The organism is Halomonas sp. GT (assembly GCF_002082565.1).
Taxonomy (GTDB): domain Bacteria; phylum Pseudomonadota; class Gammaproteobacteria; order Pseudomonadales; family Halomonadaceae; genus Vreelandella.
In genome coordinates this window covers 301,065-322,471 of the sequence record NZ_CP020562.1, presented here as the reverse complement: position 1 = coordinate 322,471, position 21,407 = coordinate 301,065, and the positions used below count along the sequence as shown (strand labels likewise).

Sequence of the window (21,407 nt, the reverse complement as noted above, 5' to 3'; positions counted from 1 at the left end):
CGCAGTAACAGGTTAGGTCGGGTATGATCGACCGAAACCACGATAGTGAAGAATAGGCTCAAATGCAAAAATTGACTCGTATCATTACTCTTTCCGTTGCCCTAACCGTTGTTAGCGGCTGCAGCTACGTTGGCGTTTACAAGCGTGACATCCCTCAGGGCAACTTGGTGACCGAAGAAATGGTCAGCCAATTACAGCCAGGAATGACCCAAGAACAAGTTACTTATGTAATGGGTCGCCCGCTGCTGGAAGCCCCCTTTGACACACGGGAGTGGGATTACGTTTATCGTCTTGATAAAGCATACGCGGGTGTTGAGCAGCGGCGTGTAACCCTCACGTTCGACAACGCGGGGCGTTTAGTAAACGTTGAACAACAAGGTGATTTCTCTGGTGATCTGCCGATCAGCAGAGATACCGGTGCAGGCCCTGCAACAGAAACAGCAGATCCAATCAGCGGTATCAACTCGCCTAGCCAGCGAGTACCCACGTCAGAAAATGCCCCAGCGCCACAGCCAGTGATGCCTTCCGAATAAATTACCCGCTTCTGGCTTGACGCTTTGCCCGCTCCAGGCGGGCAGCTTTGGGGTCTATCTCCAATGGACGATAAACCTCAACGCGGTCGCCTGGGCGCAGTGCCTCTTTTTCAGGCTGGCGCAGCGCTTTGCCAAAAATTCCCAGCGGTGCTTGTGCAAAGGTGTCGCTGGGAATCTCGGGGAACAGGCTTGGCAGATCTGCCATCGCTACCGCTTGGCGCGCAGTCGTGCCTTGATACACCTGCAGAGCCACTAGGCGCTGTTTGTGCGGCAAGGCAAAGGCTACCTCTACCTCGAACGTATCAACGGCCATAGCGCTCGTCAGCACGCTTCGTGAAGGCATCGACAAGTTGCCCCGCGATTTGCTGAAATAGTTTTCCAAATGCCATGCTAAGTAAGCGGTTCGCAAACACAAATTCCATTTCTAAGCTGACTTTGCAGGCGTTTTCCCCCATCGGGATAAATAACCAACGCCCTTTAAGCTGCTTGAACGGACCTTTCACTAACGACAGCTCAATCCGCTCAGGGGCATACAAATCATTTCGAGTAGTGATTGTTTGTTCCACACCCGCACGTCCAAGGGTCATCTCACCAATCAAATGTGCCTCGTCATGCTCTAGCAGGCGCGCACGGCGACACCCCGGCAGGAACTCGGGATAGCGTTCGAAGTCATTAACCAGATCGAACATTTGTTGGGGGGTGTGCCGCACCAAGGCGGTACGATTAACGGTTGGCATTGACCTCTCCGCTGACTTCACAGTGCCCAAAGCGTATCATGGGAAACATTTTTGTAGACCTTGAATGGTATCACGCCTCCCCACATAACGAAGGGGGTGCTACTGACAGATCAACGATGAGGTTCCATGGCCACTAAGAAAGGTAACAGTAAGGGCCCTAGCAGCAGCGTTATTGCCCAAAACAAGAAGGCTCGGTTTGAGTACCATATCAACGAAACCTTAGAAGCAGGTTTGGTACTCGCAGGCTGGGAAGTTAAAAGCCTTCGCGCTGGTAAAGCACAGCTTACCGACACCTATATTTTGGTTCGCAACGGCGAGGCTTTTTTACTAGGCAGCCATATCATGCCGCTTAATACAGCAAGCACCCACGAAATTGCTGACCCGACGCGTACGCGTAAGTTACTTCTGCACCGTAAGGAAATTGCCAAAATTTTCTCGGTGACTCAGGACAAAGGCCACACTTGCGTGCCGCTCAAGCTTTATTGGAAACGCAATAAGGTGAAGTGTGAGCTGGCATTGGTGACCGGCAAACAGCTGCATGACAAGCGCGCCACCGAAAAGGATCGCGACTGGAGCCGTCAGAAAGGTCGGATAATGAGGGAACATAACAAGGCATAACTGGTCAATTCGCTGTGAGCACGTTAGAATGCTCATCTGTAATCAGGGGGCGACATGGTTTCGACGCCGGTGACAACCCTTGCGGTGCATGCCGAGAGCGTGATGTATCTCGTAAATCCCACATCACGAAAAATAGTCGCAAATGACGAAAACTACGCTCAAGGCGCGCTAGCAGCTTAAACACTGTTAGCTTCTTGTCTGGCCCAAAGGTGATGTGCCTATTCATTACTAATGGGATACGAGCTAAAGCTGATAGGACCGCGGTTGGTGGTGTCTTCTCATCAATCGTTAAACTTAGAAGGCTCGCGTGGCTGAATCCTGATCGTCGGAGTCAGTTGCGTTAAAGCAAATGACGAAATCTAAGCATGTAGAGCCAATAGGCGCGTGCTGGCGGACGCGGGTTCAATTCCCGCCGCCTCCACCAGACACCCTTACAAATCAAGCACCTACGGGTGCTTTTTTTGTGCCTGTGGGCTGAAAAAGGCCTGTTTAGGCATAGCGTAGTCAACATTTTGGTCAGCCTTTCTTAAGCGCCCAGTTCCCTCGAAGCTAACCGCGTGTAGCGACAGAGTTCAGTATAATTGCATTATTGTTATAATATAACATATCATTAGATGTGCTTAATTCTAACATTTACGGGAATACACCTGTGTCACGCTCTTTATTTCTGCTTACACCGCTTGCCACTGCTCTACTTATTAGCTCCTCTGCCTATGCAGATGATCACCATCATGGGCACAACCACGTCCATGATCATTCTGGTCATACTCATGAGCACGACGCCTATGAACATAGCAACCATGAACATAGCGGCGCTGAAAACAGCATCAACGTTTCCTTAGTTGTGGAAGGTATCTACCACAATCGTTTTTCAGGAGATGAGCACTCGCCTACAGGCTTTAGCAATGGGCACGAAGGCAGTCACGATCATGAGGGAGGACATGACCACAGCGGCCATAGCCATGATCTCGACAATGGATTTAACCTGGGACACTCTGAAGTTGCCATTGAAGGGCAAACCGCCCACCTTGAGGGCAAGGCCGTTGTTTCGCTAACAGAAGACGATATCACGCTGGAAGAGGCTTTTATTGCGACGCGTACGCTGCCTAACGGGCTGCGCTTACAAGCCGGTAAATTTCTTTCCGATATTGGCTATATCAACAGCCGACATCCTCACGCTTGGGATTTTGTTGAGCGCCCACTGGTCAATGAGTATTTGTTTGGAGAGCATGGTCTGCTCGATACAGGCCTACAGCTAACCTGGTCACCCAACAGCACCTTGACGCTGGGTAGTGAGCTGTTTCAAGGCGAGGGAGAAGGCTTCAGCCGCTTTGATGAAGGGGGCTATGAGGATCGCGCCAGCGGACCTCGCGTGGGCACAATTTTCGCTAAATACCGCCCAGATCTCGGTGCGAATAAGCAGCTAACGCTGGGAACGTCTGCGGGCATGAACCGTCAGTATGTGCGTGTCGATGACCATGGCCACCATGCCCATACCGCTGAAGGCGACAACTGGTTCGCGGGTTTAGACGCGCGGTTTAACTACGATGCGGAGCAACCCGGCTATCAGGGCAACTGGCAATTAGGTGCGGAATACTTCTATAGCGAACGTGGCCTGCAAGAGCATGTGCAACACCATGATCACTTTCATGCACACGACCACTACACTGAGCAACAAGATGGCGCTTACATAGACGCTATTTACGGCATTGCGCCTCGCTGGGAAGTCGGTCTTCGCGCAGAGGCACTAGGGTTAACCAATAAGGTGATGGGCACTCATCCTACCGCGATCGTTTCAGAGGAAACTTCGTGGCGACAAAGCGCGCAGCTTACTTGGCATGTGCGCGATAACATGTTCGTGCGCACGCAACTGACTCGCGAAGACTTTGCAGGGCATGATGAACAGTGGGTAGGAATGGTTCAGTTCAACGCAACGTTTGGCAGTCATGCAGGACATAATCACTAGCTAAATGGCGATGATAAAGAGCCCGTCTCATATTTATGAGACGGGTGCCCCCTTGCTTGTACCACTGCATGACGTCAATTAACCACCAGCCAACGTGAACCGCGATGCGCTGAAAGGACTAATATTCAACTGACTATCACGACCTTGCAGCATGTCGGCTACCAAGCGCCCCGTCGTGGCACCGAGCGTTAGCCCTAATTGGCCATGACCAAAAGCCATCGCCACGTTTTCAAGCAATGGCGATTTATCAATCACAGGCTTGGTGTCTGGCAAGAAAGGGCGCCAGCCAGCGCCAAATTCCATACCAGCTGTATTCAACGATGGCAGTATCGTCTTGGCTTTTTCAAGAATGATCTCCGCACGCTTGAAGTTCGGTTCAGCATGATTGCCAGCGAATTCAATCGTGCCGCCGATCTGTAGCCCTCGCTCCATAGGAATCAGACCAAAGCCGCCGTCAGCATAAAAAGTGGCGTGGGTTAAGTCGACACCAGGGTTGGGTAGCAATACCTGATAGCCGCCAACCTTAATCAACGGCACCTTAATGCCTAATGCTTCAAAAAACGCCGAACTGCCGTTACCTGCGGCGACCACTACCTGCTCGACAGGCAGCCTCTCACCACTGGCCAGTGTCACACCAACGGCACGCCCCCCCAGGGTCTCAATACGCGACACACTATCCTGCACAAGCTTGCCACCCTGCTCTACAAAACTGTGAGCAAGCTCGGTTAGGAAGGTTTCGGTATCGCACACCGTGCGCCAATCCGACAATAACAGACCGTGAGAAAAACGCCCCGCAAGCGCTGGCTCCATGGCGGCAATCTGTTCGGCATTCAGTGTTTCGGAAATAAACCCTAGCGAGCGGCGTAGCTCCACATAAGTTTGCTCATGGGCCAGCCCAGCCGCATCATCAAACAGCTCAAGGGTTGGTTGGTGACCAATTAGATCGTCACGACGGCACTTTGCAAGCAAGGGCTCATAATCCTGGAAGGCACAGCGCGTTAAGGTCGCCAGCTCATGGGCAATAGTGTCGATACGCGAACGCCGCGCATGGGTTATAAATCGCAGCATCCAGGGTAACAGCCCTGGTAATGCTGACGGCCGAAGCGCCAGCGGCCCTTTTTGATCAAGCAGCCAACCTGGCACTTTTTTTATAATACCTGGCTTGGATTGGGGAATGATTTCGCTAACCGCAATCTGCCCGCAGCTCCACTTAGCGGTACTATCGCCAGACATAGCAGGCTCTACAAGCGTGACGTCGAGCCCCTCTTTTTGCAGGTATAACGCACAGCAAATACCAACGATTCCACCACCAATTACTACGGTTGGATGCATTGTCGTCATTATTATCCTCCTGGTTTTATTCAAGCATGCTTGCAAGCAAACCCAAGGCACTAGCAATTCAATTGTCGGCAGCAACGCTAACGAAAACGCCTAGCTCAATAAAGACAAACACCCCGCCTTTCGCAGGTCGGGGTGTTTGTCTCATCAGTAAAGCACGTAACGGCTAGTAACGATCAACTCGAGCTAGGAGCCGGATTCGGGCTAGCAACGGCTGCATCAGCAGCAGCACCCAATGCTTCGGTAGAGGCAATTGCTTCTCCTTGCTTGTCCCACAGCGCGCGCTCTTCATCGGTCGCTTTAGGCGAGAACAACCCTGTCTGCGCATAAATAATACCGATCAAAGGCGACAGCCAGCAGGCAAAAGCCAGCGGAATATACAGCAGATTCTCAACGTTACCTTCACCAATACCAAGCCCTAATACACTAATGACGAAAGCGCCACCTGCGTTCCATGGGATGAGCGGCGACATTAACGTTCCACCTTCCTCAACACCACGCGATAGGTTCAGGGTTGAGTAACCCAGACCACGGTATGTAGGTGCGTACATACGCCCCGGTAGCGCAACGGATAGGTAGGGGTCGCCTGCCACTAGGTTAGTTGCAAAGGAGGTAGCAATTGCCGAGGTTTGGACGCCTTTGAACGAGCGCACCTTGGCCATAATGGCCTTGATGATGGTCTCCAGGCAGCCCGTTTTCTCCAACGCACCGCCAAAGGCCAAGGCAATTAGGATCAATGAGATAGTCCACATCATTGACTGGATACCACCACGGTTTAACAGGCTGTCCATAGCTTCCACGCCCGTTTCAATGGAGTAACCATAGTTAGCGTAAGTAACGATATCGTGCAGGCCTACCCCCTGAACCGCCATGGCGGTTACCGCACCCGCCATTACACCAGCAAACAGGGAGGGAATCGGCGGCATTTTCTTGATGGCTAGACCAATAACCAGCACCGCTGGCAACAGCAGCCAGATAGAAATCGTAAAGTGTTCGTCTAATGACGCAGTGATGGCATCAATGCGCTCAAAGGATGCCGCTTGATCATCAATCATGGTGAAGCCCACCACCAGATAGATGGCTAACGCGATCAACATGGCCGGTATCGTCGTTGGCATCATGTTTTTGATATGCGAGAACACATCGTTGCCGGTAACCGCCGCGGCCAAATTAGTGGTATCGGAAAGCGGTGAAACTTTGTCGCCAAAGAAGGCTCCGGATACAACCGCACCAGCAGTCCAATAAATCGGAATTTCAAACCCAGCACCGATACCAACAAGCGCCAGACCTACTGTACCAACGGTACCCCAGGAGGTCCCCAAAGAAACGGAGACCACTGCACAAATCAACATTGCCGCAGCAAGGAAAAAGGCAGGAGATAACAGAAGTAGGCCGTAATAGATCAGACTGGGCACGGTACCGCTGGCAATCCAGACGCCAATAATCATGCCCACTAAGATCAACACCGAAACCGATGGCAGAGACACATTAATAACGTGAAACGCCCCATCTTCAATACGCTTCCAGCGGAAGCCGAGTTTGACCCCCACTAGCGAGGTTATCGCCAAGCCAATGGCGAGCGGGATATGTGGAGTGAAATCGCCAAAATAAAAAATCTGCACCCCGATGGCGATTAGTGTCAGCACAACGGGCACAAGGGCAAGCCCGAGACTGGGTTTTTGACGAACCCTTTTTGGTTTTTCTTCCATCTTATAGACCTCATTATTATTGGGCTTTTGATAGGTTTATCAGCAGCGATTATTTTCGTTCAACAAGAATTTCTTAGATTTATCATCTAAGGCATTGGCAATAGACATACGTTCTAGAGGTATACTGCCCTGCCCTTTTATCTATATCAGCTAATTAATCACAATGCGTCATCGCGCTTTCAACACTTCAACGATATTGCGATCACGTCCCTGTAACAAAAGAATACGAGGGTCACGATGACTTAACGTGTCTATTCCGCGGCTTTTCGTGCCGCATTCAGGGGAAATTTACATGGGTTAGCAAATAATGTTTTTAACAAATACGTTAGAAATCCATTCGTACTTATCTGCAAAATCTTCTAAACAGCTATTTTCTTAATAGCAGCGTTTCACAAAGCAGTTTAAACAAAACGTTAATAGCCAAAATAACCACAAGATAAACTAAAAACGCCAGACTCATGAATAAGAATCTGGCGTTAAATTTCAATTAGTTAACATATTGCTCCCAAACATGCCGATCACATTTATATGATAGCGAGCCCCTAGCTCTAGCTCATCAAGCGTTCAATCAGCATGTGATAGAGGGGAATCCCAAGCATCACGTTGAGAGGGAAAGTAATGCCAAGTGATGCAAGCATGGCGAGGCCAATATTCGCTTGCGGGATAGCCGCACGCATCGCAGCGGGCGCCGCTATATAAGAGGCACTAGCGGCCAACGCGGCAAGAATCACCACAGAGCCCACTGGCAACCCAACGAGTGTGCCTACCAAAATCCCCAGCAGTGACAGCAATAATGGCGTGACCAGAGCAAAGGTCACCAAGCGCCAATGATGCCACGGCATTGGGCGCAGTGTTTGCGCAGCGGTTAACCCCATTTCTAGCAGAAACAGTGCCAACACGCCTTTGAAAGCACCAGTAAACAGTGCGGTGACTTCCTCTCCTTGAAACGGCCCGTATAGCGTGCCGATCACAACCCCACCAGCTAACAGGATAACGCCTCGATTGGTCAGGGTTTCATGCCATAGCTTGCTGGTGCTCTCTTTAACAGCAGCCCCTTGATAGCGCCTAAACAGGGCAATCGCTACCATAATCGCGGGCAGTTCCATAGCGACCAAGTAGAGCGTTACTTCACTACCCACCGCTAGCTGGCGTGCTTCTACATATGCCAGCGCCACCGCAAATGTACCCGCACTGACCGAGCCATAGTGGGCAGCAATGCTAGCGCTGTCGGCGGCGGAAAGGCGCACCCAGCGGCGCAACACTGGCATCAGCATCAGCGGTATAAATGCTGACAGCAGCGCTACGCCGGTAAGTTCTGGCACCAACCCCCAATGAATATTGCCATGCAGCGCCATTCCTCCCTTTAAGCCAATGGTGAGCATTAATAACAGGCTTAGGGTGTCGTAAGTGGCTTTAGGAACCTGAAGATCCGATTTCACCGCCCCAGCGACTAGCCCCAATAAAAAAAACATCACCACAATATCTGGCATCACCACTGCTCCTTAGGATTAAAAGAGGTTGCATTTTGCGAGCGATGACACTAGATAACTAATAATATATTGAAAGAAAATCATAGATAATTATCTATGCAGATAGCATCATCTTTTGTGTTGATTGATGGGCAATGATGGTAGTTAAAAGCAGGGCATTAAGAATGTCGTTAGGAATGGAGAGCTCGCTAGGCGCAGTGACTGAAAAACCCCGCCCTGTCAGCTCAGGGCGGAGTGGATGGAACCTAACGTAGCGTTACAGGCCAATAGCCAATGAGGTGGAGCGGCGAGGATCGGCGCCACCAAAGAACATACCGTCCTTGATCATGATTGATTGAGCCGCTCCCATAGCGGACTGCTGGCTGACCGTGTGGCCTCGCTCTTCAAGTAAGTCCAGCGTATCTGGACTAAAACCTGCCTCAACACGAATTTCATCCGGCACCCACTGGTGGTGCATGCGCGGTGCACTAACCGCTGACTGTATATTCATATCGTGATCAATAACGTTCATTAACACCTGCAGCGTTGTGGTGATAATACGTGAACCGCCGGGACTGCCGGTGATCAGGAAGTTTTTACCGTCTTGTTTGACGATAGTGGGCGTCATGGACGAAAGCATCCGTTTGCCTGGTTCGACCTTATTAGCTTCGCCGCCAATCAAGCCATAGGCGTTAGGCACGCCGGGCTTGGCCGAGAAATCATCCATTTCGTTGTTGAGCAAGAAGCCTGCGCCGTCCACCACGATGCCAGAACCATAACTGAAGTTGATGGTGTACGTATTTGAAACTGCCAGACCACCATCATCTACAATGGAAAAGTGAGTGGTTTCATTAGATTCGTAGTCGTGCGGATTGCCAGGCGCTATGTCAGCACTTGGGGTGGCTTGGTCGCCAATCTGGCTGCGCAGTTCGGCTGCATACTCCTTTGATGTGATGCCGGCCAAAGGCACATCGACAAAGTCAGTATCGCCCAGGAACTCCGAGCGGTCAGCGTAAGCACGCTTCATGGCTTCAGCCATTAGATGCATGCTTTCAGCAGAGCCGAAGCCCATTTCACCGATAGGGTATTCTTCAAGAATATTCAGCATCTGAACAATATGGGCACCGCCAGAAGAAGGAGGGCTCATGGCATAAATATCGTAGCCGCGATAAGTGCCGTGGCTAGGCTCACGGATGATGGGGGTGTAATTAGCCATGTCTTCCATCGTAATCAAACCATCGTGACGCTCCATTTCGGCAACGATCAGCTCAGCCGTTTCTCCTTCATAAAACTCACGGGCCCCTTGCTCAGAAATGCGCCTAAGTGTTGCGGCTAGATCAGGTTGCTTGAAAATATCGCCGACCTCATAGGCGCTGCCGTCCTCTTTAAAGAACTTAGCCATGCTAGCCTCCCAGGGTTCGAAACGTTCCCTGGTCTCTTGTAATCCTTGAACAAACCGAGGAGGCACTGCAAAGCCATCTTCAGCAAGACGAATGGCGGGTTCCAACGCTTCAGCAAGACTCAACGTGCCATACTCTTCAAGCGCCAGAGCTAGCCCCGCAACTGTTCCGGGAACACCTGCAGCCAAGTGAGTAAAGCGAGAGCGCTCGGTTACCGCATCACCATTGTCGTCTTGGAACATAGCTTCAAAGGCGGCTGAAGGAGCCATCTCGCGATAGTCGATGGCAATGACTTCATCACTGGTTTCATCCGAAATTAACATAAATCCGCCGCCACCAATATTGCCGGAACGCGGCTGGGTCACCGCTAGCGCAAAGCCCGCCACTACAGCAGCATCAACGGCATTGCCACCGTCAGCAAGAACATCTCGGGCGACCTCGGAGGCAAGAAAATGGCTGGTAGCGACCATGCCACGGCTGCTTTCTTGAGGATGAAAGCGCTCACCTTCCAAAATCGCTTGCTGAGTAAATGCTTGTGGAGAAACTAACAGCGCGCCAACACAAAAACTGGCCGCCAGCGTCTTAAGCGGACGCGATGTTAAAAAGGGGGTCATCATGTGGGGGAGTTCCTTATAGTTATTAGTTTACAAATAGTGAAAACATAAAAGAATACGCTGCTGTCACGTTAGACTTTTAGTTCCATAAAGCCGCCCAACATGCGCCACGTTAACGAGACGCAATGTAAGCTCTCTAGACTTCGCCTAACCGTTGACGACAAGAAATAGTCTAGTCTTTCGATGACGCCTTGCCAGGTGTTCGTTGATAAAGCTGCTCTCCACAATCGCCCAACATTGGCTTATTAAGTAACGCCCCAGGAGTTTTGGTTGCTATGAACATTCGCCATCTGACCTTTAGACTGCTGCAGGTATACGTGACTGTCGTTAGGTGTGGCTCTATCAGCGAAGCCGCCAGGCAACTGCATCTTACCCAGCCAACCGTGTCACAGCAGTTGAAACGACTCAGAGAAGCGGTAGGCAGCCCATTGTTAGAACAGCACGCCCAGCAACTAACGATGACCGCTACAGGGCAAGCCCTTTATCAGGCAAGTCGGGATGTGCTGGGGCGCTTTGACGACTTTTCGGACCAGCTAAGTGATTTACAGCATGGCAGTAAGGGGCGCTTTAGTATTGCCCTAGTAAACACCGCTCAGTATGTTTTACCCCGTCTTTTAGGCCCTTTTAGCCAAGCGTTTCCTGAGGTCGATGTCACCGTTCATATCGGCAATCGTCGACAGGTATTAGCACGCTTTGAACGCCAGGAAGACGATTTGTATGTCTTCAGCCATCCACCCGCGCTTGCTCACGCGGTCGCGTCACGCTTTATGCGCAACCCATTAGTTGCCATTGCCGCCGCCGACCACCCTTTGGCTAAACAGAAAGCCGTGACGATGGAGCAGCTACTAAGTGAACGCTTACTACTACGTGAGCCTGGCTCCGCCACACGCATGCTATTGGACAGCTGGCTGCAAGAGCACGGACTGACCATGCAAAAAACATTACAGATGGCCAGTAACGAGGCCATACGAGTAAGCGTTGCAGCCAATATGGGCGTTGCCGTGTTATCAGAGCATGTTTTGCCTAATGAGCATCCTGATCTAGTAGTGTTACCCGTTCAGGGGCTACCTATTGAAAGTCACTGGCAATTTATAGTGCGTAATGATCAGCGCCTTCCCCAGTCAGCACAGCGCTTTCTACACTACGTTCACGAACACCTGACCCAGTGGATTGAGCCGCGCTTTGTATGTAATGAACTAGACACCCTACTGAACGCTTATCCGACGTTTCCCCTGCGTGAATAAGACGTCGATAAATTGACTTGCAGACGCCGCGATCCCAACTAACGTGTGAGAAGCCGACACTTGGGATAACGCCTGAGTGAACACAAAAAGAGAAGGGATAGCATGCTGTATGGAATAAGTTTACTCGCTGGTATCGTACTATTAACGCTGGGAGGTGAAGCTCTCATCCGTGGCGCTGTTGCTGGCGCTAAACGGATAGGGGTCTCTCCGCTGTTAACAGGTCTCGTCGTCGTTGGTTTTGGTACATCTGCTCCCGAACTGGTTGTTTCCATAGATGCTGCCATTCGCCAACAACCAGATATTGCCGTTGGTAATATCGTGGGTAGCAATATAGGTAACATACTGCTGATTCTTGGTCTTTGCGCGGTCATTTGCCCGATGTCAGTACAACCGCTGGCGTTAAGACGAGACGGTGTCGTGGTCGTCGGCGCTAGCCTGCTATTTATTGCTCTGGCCTGGAGTGGTGCCCTCGGCCGCTGGGATGCAGCAGTTTTGCTAGCCGCGTTGACGGCTTACCTCATTTGGGCATATCGCACCGAACGTGCCCAACCACTTCCCGCGGCTGAAATGCACAGCGCAGAAGCAGACGAACTCACTGCAATTCCAAATTCAACAACCATGATAGTGACGGCACTTATAGTAGGGCTTGCTATGTTGATAGGAGGCTCACAGTTGTTACTTTATGGTGCTATTGGTTTAGCCCAAGCCATGGGCATTTCCGAAGCAGTTATTGGCTTAACGATTGTTGCGGTGGGAACTTCGTTACCCGAAATGGCGGTATCGGTGATTGCGGCGCTTCGCCGCCACGCTGATGTAGCTGTCGGAAACATTCTGGGCAGCAATATTTTCAACCTCCTAGGTATCTTAGGTATATCAGCTTTTCTACAGCCCCTGCCTATTGCCGAGCGAGTAAGTCAGTTTGACCAATGGATGATGCTGGGAGCAGCAGGCGCATTGCTACTATTTCTTTACACAGGCATGCGGCTATCTCGCTGGGAAGGAGCTGCTCTGCTGAGCGGCTATGCAGCCTACCTTACGCTAAGTTTTACAATCTTCTGAGGAATTAGCTGTGCAGATTGCCACCCTCGGTCCTAGCGGCAACAATCATGAATTAATTGCTCTGCGCTATTTAGCGAAGCATGGTCAGCCATCCACGAACCTTCAGCTTTTCGAACAGTTTGAAGAGGCGTTTGAAGCGCTGGTTGAGGGGCAAGTGAGCCATGTGCTCCAGTGCACCGCCCACTTCGCCCACAGCGATTGCGTAGGCCGCTATATGCACCGAGCCTATCCGGTTGATGTTTTTATTGCAGGCAGCAAGCCTTTAGCGTTAGTTGCTCAGCGTAGTATTGCCACTCCTCGTCATATGGCTATTCAACCAGCTACCCGCTACTACACAGATTTAAGCAGCTTTGGCGATATTATCGAAGCACCCACGACGGTTGCCGTGGCAGAAGGCTTGCTAGCGGGTGTCTTTGAGGCAGGGATTTGCGCTGAAGAAATCGTCAATCAAGCGCCTGAACAACTTAAGCTTCTCCAGTCACTGGGACCTGCGCTAGATACCTGGGTGGTGTATTCCACCACCCCGTTACCGACCTCTTCGCCGTTGCTTTTAAACGAGAAAGATAACTGCGGCGCCCGTCACCACGAGTATTACGCGAAGCCAAATGGCTTTTCGGGCGATGACACCAAACGAAATAGCCGTTAATCCAACGGCTATTTTTAATCCATCGAGCAAGGCGCCCGCTGGATTAAAGGCAAGCTGGATAACATCAGGGTTCGCGACCATCGCCAACGGAATGATGTACAGCCCTATTCCCAAGGCCATCGCTTTAAGCGCTACTTTGAGCCAGTTTTCACCTACCATTCCAGCCGCAATGAATACGCCTCCACAGACAGGCGGCGTAATCGTCGAAAGTAGCGCGTACCAAAACACAAACAGGTGCGCCAATAACGGCTCTAATCCGAGTGATATAAGCGCTGGCCCCGCCACCGACACACAAATCACATAGGCTGCTGTTGTTGGCACCTCCATTCCCAAAATCAGGCAGGCCAGTGCGGTTAACAACAGCGCAGGCCATAGCAGGTCATTGGAGAGCGATAAGATACCCGACGTGATCTTTACGCCAAGGCCTGTTAACGAGAGCACACCAATCACCAGAGAGGCACACAAAATAATCGCGCCAATGGTGGCAATTTGCCGCCCAGCGGTAACCACCGCATCCGCTAAGCGATTTGCAAACCCAGTGATTGAGAAACGCAGCGTAACATCGACCAGCAACAACGCTGCGCCAGCAAATATCGCAATACTAGCGGCATATTGAGGTGTGTATCCGCCGTTAAAAATACGCTCTAACAGCAGTACAAACGGCACCGCAAAAAAGAGTGACGTGATGAGTACTTCTTTGGCAGCTGGCTGCTCGCTGACATCAATCGGCTGCAAATCATGACGCGTCGCGTAGGCATTAATTCCCATCCATACCGTCAGAAAATAGAGCACGGCCGGTAGCGTTGCTGCTGCCATGATTTGTGTGTAGGGCGTGCCTGTCAGCTCTACCATGACAAATGCACCCGCCCCCATCAGCGGTGGCATTATTTGCCCGCCTGAAGACGCCACCGCTTCTACCGCGCCCGCAAACGAACGCGGGTAGCGCAAACGTACCATAGAGGGAATCGTAATTGCCCCAGTAGAGGCAACGTTCGCTGAGGCTGAGCCTGAAATGGACCCCATCAGCGCCGACGAAATCACCGACACTTTAGCCGCACCGCCGGTTAAGCGCCCAGCAACGGCACTCGCTAAATTCATGAAACCTTGGCCAGCTTCGCCAGCATTAAGCACCGCACCAAAGATAACAAAGATAGCCACGACACCCACGCTAACCCCCGTTAGCGAGCCCCAAAGCCCTCCTTCTGCAATCGTCAATGAGCCCACCATGCTTTGCAGTGGCAAACCAGGGTGACCAAACGCCCCCGGCACGAACTGCCCGAAGGCCCCGTAAAGCAGTGCCACTAGTGCAACCAACGGCAGCGGCCAACCAATCGCACGTCTTGCCGCCTCCAGGGCCAGCATAATTAAGAAAAGACCAATCGCCATCTGCAGATGGGTATCAATAAAGCCATACTGATTCGCAAGCGTGGCTTCGTTAAGCGCGATGTAGGCGCAAGCTGCTATCCCTAATAGCGTCAGCCCCCAGCCACTAATGCGCTGAAAAGGCGTTTTAGCCATATAAATCAACACCCATGGCAGCAGTAGCGCCATATGCAATGGCCTACTCACCAGGGCAGGCGTTAAACCGTAAAAAATAAGCCCTAAATGAAACCCAACGCTAATGACACCTAACGCAATCCAACCAGGGGACGCCACCGCATTAGGTGTGGCGTTATCAGCCGTTTGAGACGAAAAAAAAGCATGCATGCCGAGTTGCCTATCCTTATAAAACAACGCAACGGCCTACAGACCGTTGCGTATTATCAGTGCCAAAAAACGCTACTAAGGCAACTTTTATCGAAGTTCGTCAGGCACATCGACTCCCGCTTCTTCATAATAACGCAGCGCACCGGGGTGCAGCGTACCCGTCATATTACTCAGCATGTCCGGCGAGATACTGCTCCACCAAGCCGTTTCTTCAGCCATGGCATCGCGACGCTCCCAAAAGGTTTTTGTCAGGGCATACGCGGTCTCGTCATCCATTTGTGAGGTTGTATAAGCGATGACCGGCAGCGACGTGGTTTGAACATCCTCATCCACGCCTGGGTACGTGCCACCAGGAATCGTCTGACGAGCAGCGCCTGTTTGCTCTATCTGCTCATCGCTAAAGCTGACCAGGGTGATTGGCATGCTGGCAGCCGTTTCAATCACATTCGGGGTTGGGAAAGAACTGGCTGTTACAAAGGCATCAATTTGGCCGTTTTTTAACGCATCCGGCCCACTTCCAATAGAAGCGTCAGCAATACGCACTTTCTCTTCCAGCCCAAACAGCTCTAGATACCGAGTAGCTTCACGAGCACCAAAGGTGCCGCGACCAATCAAAATGTGCTTATCTTCAAGCGCAGCCATATCGGTTACACCGCCATCGCCTGCGATCACAAAATGCATGGTGATAGAAGGTATAGGAAACAGACCACGAATTTCCTGGAAGCGAGGATGCTGACGCTCAGCAAACGGCCCTTCGCCTGCCATGGCTTGCTCAACTAAGGCTGGCGGCGTAGTGAATACATAATGACCTTGCCGCGCCATCACCTCCATCACATTCTGCACCGAGCCCTGACTCTCTTCTAATGTCAGAATAATGGAATCGTCAGTGCCTTGGCGCACCGCCTCGGAAAGTTCAACGCCCATCTGGTAGTAGGCAGTTCCCGCCGATGCTGACTTGTAGGTAACCCGTGTTTCTGCTTGCGCTGTTACTGCAGCAGTGGCAAGGGCGAGCGTAGCGGCCGAGACGCCTAGCGTGCGGCAAAAGGAGCGAATTGATTGATGCATATGAGTTCCTTAACATGTCCAGTGGCCAACTGCGTGGCCTCGTTTTTATTGACTAAAAGCAGTTACAAAAGGCAAAACCCAAGCCTTTGGGTGTGTGATAATAATCCTCCATGCCAACGCAACCATCAATATTGGCCATCTATATTGATGAACATACTTCGTAAGTCTAAGGCAGCCTGAAGACCGACTCACAAGCGGCAAATATACCTACAAAGCGCCACTGGCCAACAGGTATCGAAAACTTCTTATATTTATCTAATTTGCGATTAAACTCTTTACATTTATTTGAGCATATTACTATTAGCTAAATGGATAATTTCCAAAAAAAAGACGTAATGACTTGCTTATCAAAGCATTTCATTCGGTTTAATTCCGTATTGCAATGCAATATAGCTTGTTAAACTAACGCCGCTTATTCCCCCTACCTTTTAACCAATATAAGGATAAACACGCCATGCTGACGTTACATCATGACCCAGGCCAGCTCCGAGTCTCTCGTTGCTGGCCTTTTTTGTTAGCAGCCTTACTATTATTTATTAGCCCTTCCGCCTTTGCAGTAACTGGAGATATCGACCTAACCTCTACTACCGTTGGATTTTTCGCTGTTGCGATCTTCGTGCTGGCCTATGCGCTAGTCATGGCAGAAGAAAAAATCCATATGCGCAAGTCTAAGCCGGTACTGGTTGCTGCTGGTATTATTTGGGGACTCATTGGCTGGGTGTACGTTCAAAACGGCATGTCCGAAACGTCAGAATATGCGTTTCGTGTGACGCTTTTAGAGTTCACCGAGCTAATGCTGTTCCTGTTGGTGGCCATGACGTATATCAACGCCATGGAGGAGCGTCGTGTATTTGATGCCCTGCGCTCATGGATGCTGCGTAAAGGCTTTAGCTACCGCCAGCTGTTCTGGCTTACGGGCGGCCTTGCCTTTGTGCTATCTCCAATTGCCGATAACTTAACCACAGCACTGCTAATGTGTGCCGTTATCACTAAAGTTGCTGAAGGTGATAAGCGCTTTATTAATGTCGCTTGCATCAATGTTGTGGTGGCAGCCAATGCTGGCGGTGCCTTTAGCCCCTTTGGCGACATCACCACGCTGATGGTCTGGCAGGCAGGTATTATTCAGTTCCAGGAGTTTTTCATCCTATTCCTGCCCTCCTTGGTTAACTTCCTGATTCCTGCTGTCATTATGAGCATGTTTATTAAGGACCAGAAGCCAAGCAGCGTTTATGAAGATGTGTGGCTCAAACGCGGTGCACGGCGAATTATTGCGCTGTTTTTGATCACTATTGCCACTGCTGTAATGTGCCATACGCTACTACACTTGCCGCCTGTACTCGGCATGATGACTGGTCTTGGCTACCTACAGTTTTTCGGCTATTACCTGCGCCGCAGCCTACCCCGCTCGCTGGAGCGCAAACGTGAACGCTACAGCCGCCGAGGCGACAATAAGAAGCTAGAGCAGTTAGGTGGCGTGGTACCGTTTGATGTTTTCAACCGTGTCGCCCGTGCTGAGTGGGATACGCTACTGTTCTTCTACGGGGTTGTTATGTGCGTGGGTGGCCTTGGCTTTATGGGCTACCTTGGACTGCTTTCCGAAGCGCTTTACACCGGTTGGAACGCCACCTGGGCAAATATTGTCTTGGGGGTTGTATCAGCAGTAGTCGATAACATTCCGGTAATGTTCGCAGTACTGACCATGGAGCCGGAAATGTCTCACGGGCATTGGTTGCTGATTACGTTGACGGCCGGTGTAGGGGGAAGCTTACTCTCAATCGGCTCGGCAGCGGGGGTTGCGGTAATGGGCCAAGCGCGCGGCGCTTACACCTTTATGGGCCACCTACGCTGGGCACCCGTTATTTTTCTCGGCTACGTCGCCAGTATCCTTGTACATCTGTGGCTTAACGCCGATAGCTTTGCCGTCTTTGGTTAACGAACAGCTGTAATCAGGTCAAGCTCAAAAAGCCCGCGCCCAGTGCTAACACGTGCTGCGCGGGCTTTTTAGTACGTCTCAAATAAATACTCAATTGGCGTCGGGCGACCAAATAAATAGCCCTGGTAGCGGTAGCAGCCATGGCCTTTAAGCCAATCAAACTGCTCTTTCTTCTCGACGCCTTCAGCCACCACAGTCAAGCCAAGACTGACCGCTAAAAGGATAGTGGTATCCACAATCGCCGCATCGGTCTTGTCTGTTAGCAATTCACGAATAAACGACTGATCAATCTTCAACTCATCCAGCGGTAAGCGCTTTAGGTAGCTCAGCGACGAATAGCCTGTGCCAAAATCATCCAGCGCGAAGCGAATGCCTTGGGAACGAAGCTTTAGCATAGTGCTGCGGACTCGCGTGGGCTCACTCATCAACAGACTTTCTGTTACCTCCAACACTAAACGGCTTGGTGGGGCTTGGGTTTGTGCTAACAAGCCTTCTACATCGCGCACAAATTCAGGTTGCTGGAACTGCACCGAACTCACGTTAACTGAGATAGTGAGTGCTGAATACGCAGGTTGCTGTGCCCATTTTGCTAATTGCTCACAGGCTGACTTCAACACCCAGTACCCAATAGGCAGGATCAACCCATTCTCTTCCGCCAGAGGAATAAAGGTGGCTGGTGATACCCAGCCACGCTGTGGGTGATACCAGCGCAACAGAGCCTCAACGCCCGTAGTGACACCTTGGTGATCGACCTGCACTTGATAATGTAGCGACAGCTCATCACGCTCTAAGGCTTGATGCAGGTCCCCCTCAAGCCTGGCTCGCTCCAGCACGCTAGTTTGCATTTCCATATTAAAAAAGCGCAACGTATTACCGCCAGCCGCTTTGGCTTGTTGTAGCGCCATGTCTGCTTGTTGTAAAACACTGTTTACACTCAACCCCAAGCACTTAAACAATGAAATACCAATGCTGGCAGTAATCGGCAGTGCACGGTCGTTACGCAGCTTAGCAACCGCCTCTAAGAGCTGTCTTGCAAGGCGTTCAGCCTTGTGTGTTGCTTTGCTTTGCTGCTCGCCTAACGTATTTAAGAGCACGACAAACTCATCGCTACTAAAACGAGCAACGGTTGCCTCCTGGGGCAAGTGTATTTGCAATCTTTCGGCAACATTAATCAGTAATTGATCACCACTCTCGTGGCCCTGAATGTCATTCACTAATCTAAAATTATCTAAATCAACGATAAATATCGCGCTGAAGTTTGTTGTGCAATTACTTTGATCCGTGACATCAGCCAATAATTCCATAAGGCGCCGACGATTTGGGAGACCTGTTAATGCATCATAAAACGCTAGGCGATGGGTTTTAGATTGCATTTCCAGATATTCAGTAAGCTCGGTAGAGATACCGCATAAGCTAGGCGCTTCACCTGGCGCCATGGTTAACGGCATCTTAATAGAAAGAAAAGTGCGTACATGCTCCTCACCCTGCAGCATACTATGCTCTTCAATCGTTACTTTTTTGCCTGAATCTAAAACATTTTGATCGATTTTTCTTGTTGCCTCGGCGCTTTCGGCATCAAAAAAATCAGCATCACGCTTTCCAACAATATTTTCTGTGGACTGATTAAAAAGTTCGCTTATTCGACGATTGACGTAACGATACTTTAGCGAGGGAGATTTAATATAGATAAAGGCATCTACACTATCTAAAATAGTCGCCAATAGCGCCTCATGATTAGTTAACTGGTCTCGGTTAAGTTTCTTAAGCAGTATGTTGCCTAAAAGCGCTAAAACAAGCAGCAAAATAAGTAAACCACCCCCCCACCATATCCATGTGGGAGTTAATTGTGATGGGGTTGACTTAGCTCGCCATGCACTTAACGTTTCATAATAAATAGAGCCACTATCCTGCTTCCAGAGACGTAAAACATCATCGATACGATTAAGTATCTCATCAGAAAGTTGAGGTGAGGCAGCATAAAAAAGCCTTGCTGGTTGAAAAATAACTGGTGTATCACGCAACCCATAATCGTGAGCCCGCCAGTCGCCGAATAGATGATTTGCGGCCACAAGGTCTGCATCGCCATCAGCAACGGCCTGAAATCCCTTAGCGAAACTACTCACGGGTAGCCAAGTAACGTTGATATCAAAACGCTCAGTTACCGCTGCCAAATAATCCTGTTGAACCGACCCAGAAACCACCGCAACACGCTGCTGCTCAAGATCAAATATCGCGTTAACCTCAGGCCCTTCACGCTGGTAAAGCTGTGACCAACTATGCATCACCGGCTCTTCATGAAACATCATGCGCTGAGCACGATCTTCACTCCAGGCAACATCAGGAAGTAAGTCAATATCTCCTTCCTCTAACAGCGTAAGACAATGTTGGAAGTCACACTGAAGGCTTTCGAGCTGCCACTGCTCTTCTTTGGCAATCGCTTGTAAAAGATCGCCTAGCACACCACGCGGGCGACCTTCGTCGTCAGCGAAGAGTTTTGGCGGATTGTGATACACACCAACGATCAGTGTCTCAGCCGATAACGGGGTTGCTGCTAAACATCCGCCCAGCAGTAATGTTCCCGACATAAGCTGGGCTAGAGCGCACAGTGCTCCCTTTTGAGTAGAAGATGAGCGAGATCCGAAACAGCTCAACGTCTGGGACATAGATGAACCTACACACCAGGCATACTAAGAGGGCCAGCGCGCTCAACAACCCGTTGCCAGGCAGGGTCATTTTCAATGCGCGCCACAAACGCTGCGATCGCAGGATAAGGTTCCAACGACCGTGTCGCGGCAATGGCCTGTAGCGGAAAACTCATTTGTATATCGGCCCCACTCGGCCAGTCACCCGCAAAATTACCTCTTTCACCTAAATGTGATTCAATAATTGTTAGATGTTGTTTTAATTGGGGCTGGATAAACCGCTGGTGCACTGTTGAGCTAATTCCTTTTGCCAACGGCTTAATCAACCACGGAGACTGCTTAGGCAGTTGGCTAAAGACCAGCCCCATCACTAAAAGAGGCATTAACGAACCTTCTGCATAGTGGAGCCAGTAGCGATAATTCATCCACTCATTACGGTTCTCTTCAAGGAGCGGATCTTTATTATTACCATAACAGTTGACGAGATAATCAATAATTGCCCCGGATTCTGCTACGGTCAGCTCACCGTCGGTAATAACGGGTGACTTACCCAGCGGATGGATTTTTTTAAGTGATTCCGGGGCTAGCTGAGTCTTAGGATCACGCTGGTAAACCTCAATGTCATAATCAAGGCCAAGTGTTTCCAGAAGCCACAAAATACGGTGCGAGCGGGATTTTTCGAGATGGTGAACGCGGATCATAACTACTCCATGGGGCGACTTGGTAC

Annotated in this window: 17 protein-coding genes and 1 other RNA gene; 8 read left to right on the top strand and 10 right to left on the bottom strand. The window is 50.6% G+C overall.

The genetic code is table 11. From position 1 onward, the window contains the following. Positions 1-62 precede the first annotated feature (62 nt). Positions 63-533, top strand: a complete 471-nt coding sequence (locus B6A39_RS01570) for an outer membrane protein assembly factor BamE (protein WP_083000679.1) — start codon at positions 63-65, stop codon at positions 531-533. Position 534: 1 nt separating this feature from the next. Here the strand turns inward: B6A39_RS01570 and B6A39_RS01565 are convergent, their stop codons facing one another. Both B6A39_RS01565 and B6A39_RS01560 read right to left on the bottom strand, forming a co-directional pair. Continuing rightward, complete coding sequence (locus B6A39_RS01565; protein ID WP_083000676.1) at positions 535-846, bottom strand: RnfH family protein; 312 nt, start codon at positions 844-846, stop codon at positions 535-537. Next, positions 836-1,270, bottom strand: a complete 435-nt coding sequence (locus B6A39_RS01560) for a type II toxin-antitoxin system RatA family toxin (RefSeq protein ID WP_038480655.1) — start codon at positions 1,268-1,270, stop codon at positions 836-838. Before B6A39_RS01560 ends, B6A39_RS01565 begins: the two co-directional genes overlap by 11 nt. 126 nt (positions 1,271-1,396) lie before the next feature. On the opposite strand from B6A39_RS01560, the gene smpB reads away from it, so the two are divergent. From smpB to B6A39_RS01545, 3 genes are all read left to right on the top strand, one after another. Continuing rightward, positions 1,397-1,888, top strand: a complete 492-nt coding sequence (smpB, locus tag B6A39_RS01555; protein WP_009723766.1) for an SsrA-binding protein SmpB — start codon at positions 1,397-1,399, stop codon at positions 1,886-1,888. 45 nt (positions 1,889-1,933) lie between these two features. Next, positions 1,934-2,312, top strand: a transfer-messenger RNA (tmRNA) gene (gene ssrA / locus B6A39_RS01550). Positions 2,313-2,537: 225 nt separating this feature from the next. Next, positions 2,538-3,854, top strand: coding sequence for a TonB-dependent receptor (locus tag B6A39_RS01545; RefSeq protein WP_083000673.1), 1,317 nt, complete (start codon positions 2,538-2,540; stop codon positions 3,852-3,854). 78 nt (positions 3,855-3,932) lie between these two features. On the opposite strand, the gene B6A39_RS01540 is transcribed toward B6A39_RS01545, so the two are convergent. The 4 genes from B6A39_RS01540 to ggt form a co-directional block, all read right to left on the bottom strand. Continuing rightward, positions 3,933-5,195 (bottom strand): NAD(P)/FAD-dependent oxidoreductase, encoded by a 1,263-nt coding sequence (locus tag B6A39_RS01540; protein ID WP_083000670.1) that lies wholly within the window; start codon positions 5,193-5,195, stop codon positions 3,933-3,935. 173 nt (positions 5,196-5,368) lie between these two features. Next, positions 5,369-6,901 (bottom strand): Na+/H+ antiporter NhaC, encoded by a 1,533-nt coding sequence (gene nhaC, locus B6A39_RS01535; protein WP_083000667.1) that lies wholly within the window; start codon positions 6,899-6,901, stop codon positions 5,369-5,371. Between the two features lie 548 nt (positions 6,902-7,449). Then, positions 7,450-8,391 (bottom strand): sodium-dependent bicarbonate transport family permease, encoded by a 942-nt coding sequence (locus tag B6A39_RS01530; RefSeq protein ID WP_083000664.1) that lies wholly within the window; start codon positions 8,389-8,391, stop codon positions 7,450-7,452. A 256-nt stretch (positions 8,392-8,647) separates the two neighbouring features. Next, positions 8,648-10,387 (bottom strand): gamma-glutamyltransferase, encoded by a 1,740-nt coding sequence (gene ggt, locus B6A39_RS01525; protein ID WP_156886187.1) that lies wholly within the window; start codon positions 10,385-10,387, stop codon positions 8,648-8,650. Positions 10,388-10,659: 272 nt separating this feature from the next. Between ggt and B6A39_RS01520 the strand changes: the two genes are divergently transcribed. The 3 genes from B6A39_RS01520 to B6A39_RS01510 all read left to right on the top strand — a co-directional run bounded on the left by B6A39_RS01520 (position 10,660) and on the right by B6A39_RS01510 (position 13,333). Further along, complete coding sequence (locus B6A39_RS01520) at positions 10,660-11,628, top strand: LysR family transcriptional regulator (RefSeq protein ID WP_083000661.1); 969 nt, start codon at positions 10,660-10,662, stop codon at positions 11,626-11,628. A 102-nt stretch (positions 11,629-11,730) separates the two neighbouring features. Beyond that, positions 11,731-12,687, top strand: a complete 957-nt coding sequence (locus B6A39_RS01515) for a calcium/sodium antiporter (RefSeq protein ID WP_083000658.1) — start codon at positions 11,731-11,733, stop codon at positions 12,685-12,687. 10 nt (positions 12,688-12,697) lie between these two features. Continuing rightward, positions 12,698-13,333, top strand: a complete 636-nt coding sequence (locus tag B6A39_RS01510; protein ID WP_083000655.1) for a hypothetical protein — start codon at positions 12,698-12,700, stop codon at positions 13,331-13,333. Here B6A39_RS01510 and B6A39_RS01505 read toward each other — a convergent pair. Continuing rightward, positions 13,238-15,040: a TRAP transporter permease gene (locus tag B6A39_RS01505; RefSeq protein ID WP_083000653.1), complete on the bottom strand. Its 1,803-nt coding sequence runs from the start codon at positions 15,038-15,040 to the stop codon at positions 13,238-13,240. The two genes, B6A39_RS01510 and B6A39_RS01505, sit on opposite strands and share 96 nt — an antisense overlap. Before the next feature lie 87 nt (positions 15,041-15,127). Further along, positions 15,128-16,105 (bottom strand): TAXI family TRAP transporter solute-binding subunit, encoded by a 978-nt coding sequence (locus B6A39_RS01500; protein ID WP_083000650.1) that lies wholly within the window; start codon positions 16,103-16,105, stop codon positions 15,128-15,130. Between the two features lie 454 nt (positions 16,106-16,559). On the opposite strand from B6A39_RS01500, the gene nhaD reads away from it, so the two are divergent. After that, a complete protein-coding gene (gene nhaD, locus B6A39_RS01495) occupies positions 16,560-18,038 on the top strand; it encodes a sodium:proton antiporter NhaD (RefSeq protein WP_083000647.1) in 1,479 nt (492 codons plus the stop codon). 68 nt (positions 18,039-18,106) lie between these two features. Here the strand turns inward: nhaD and B6A39_RS01490 are convergent, their stop codons facing one another. Together B6A39_RS01490 and B6A39_RS01485 are read right to left on the bottom strand one after the other, a co-directional pair. Next, positions 18,107-20,623, bottom strand: coding sequence for an EAL domain-containing protein (locus B6A39_RS01490; protein ID WP_083000645.1), 2,517 nt, complete (start codon positions 20,621-20,623; stop codon positions 18,107-18,109). Positions 20,624-20,709: 86 nt separating this feature from the next. After that, positions 20,710-21,381 carry a glutathione S-transferase gene (locus B6A39_RS01485; RefSeq protein ID WP_083000642.1) on the bottom strand — a complete coding sequence of 224 codons (672 nt, stop codon included), beginning with the start codon at positions 21,379-21,381 and terminating at the stop codon, positions 20,710-20,712. Between the last annotated feature and the right edge of the window lie 26 nt (positions 21,382-21,407).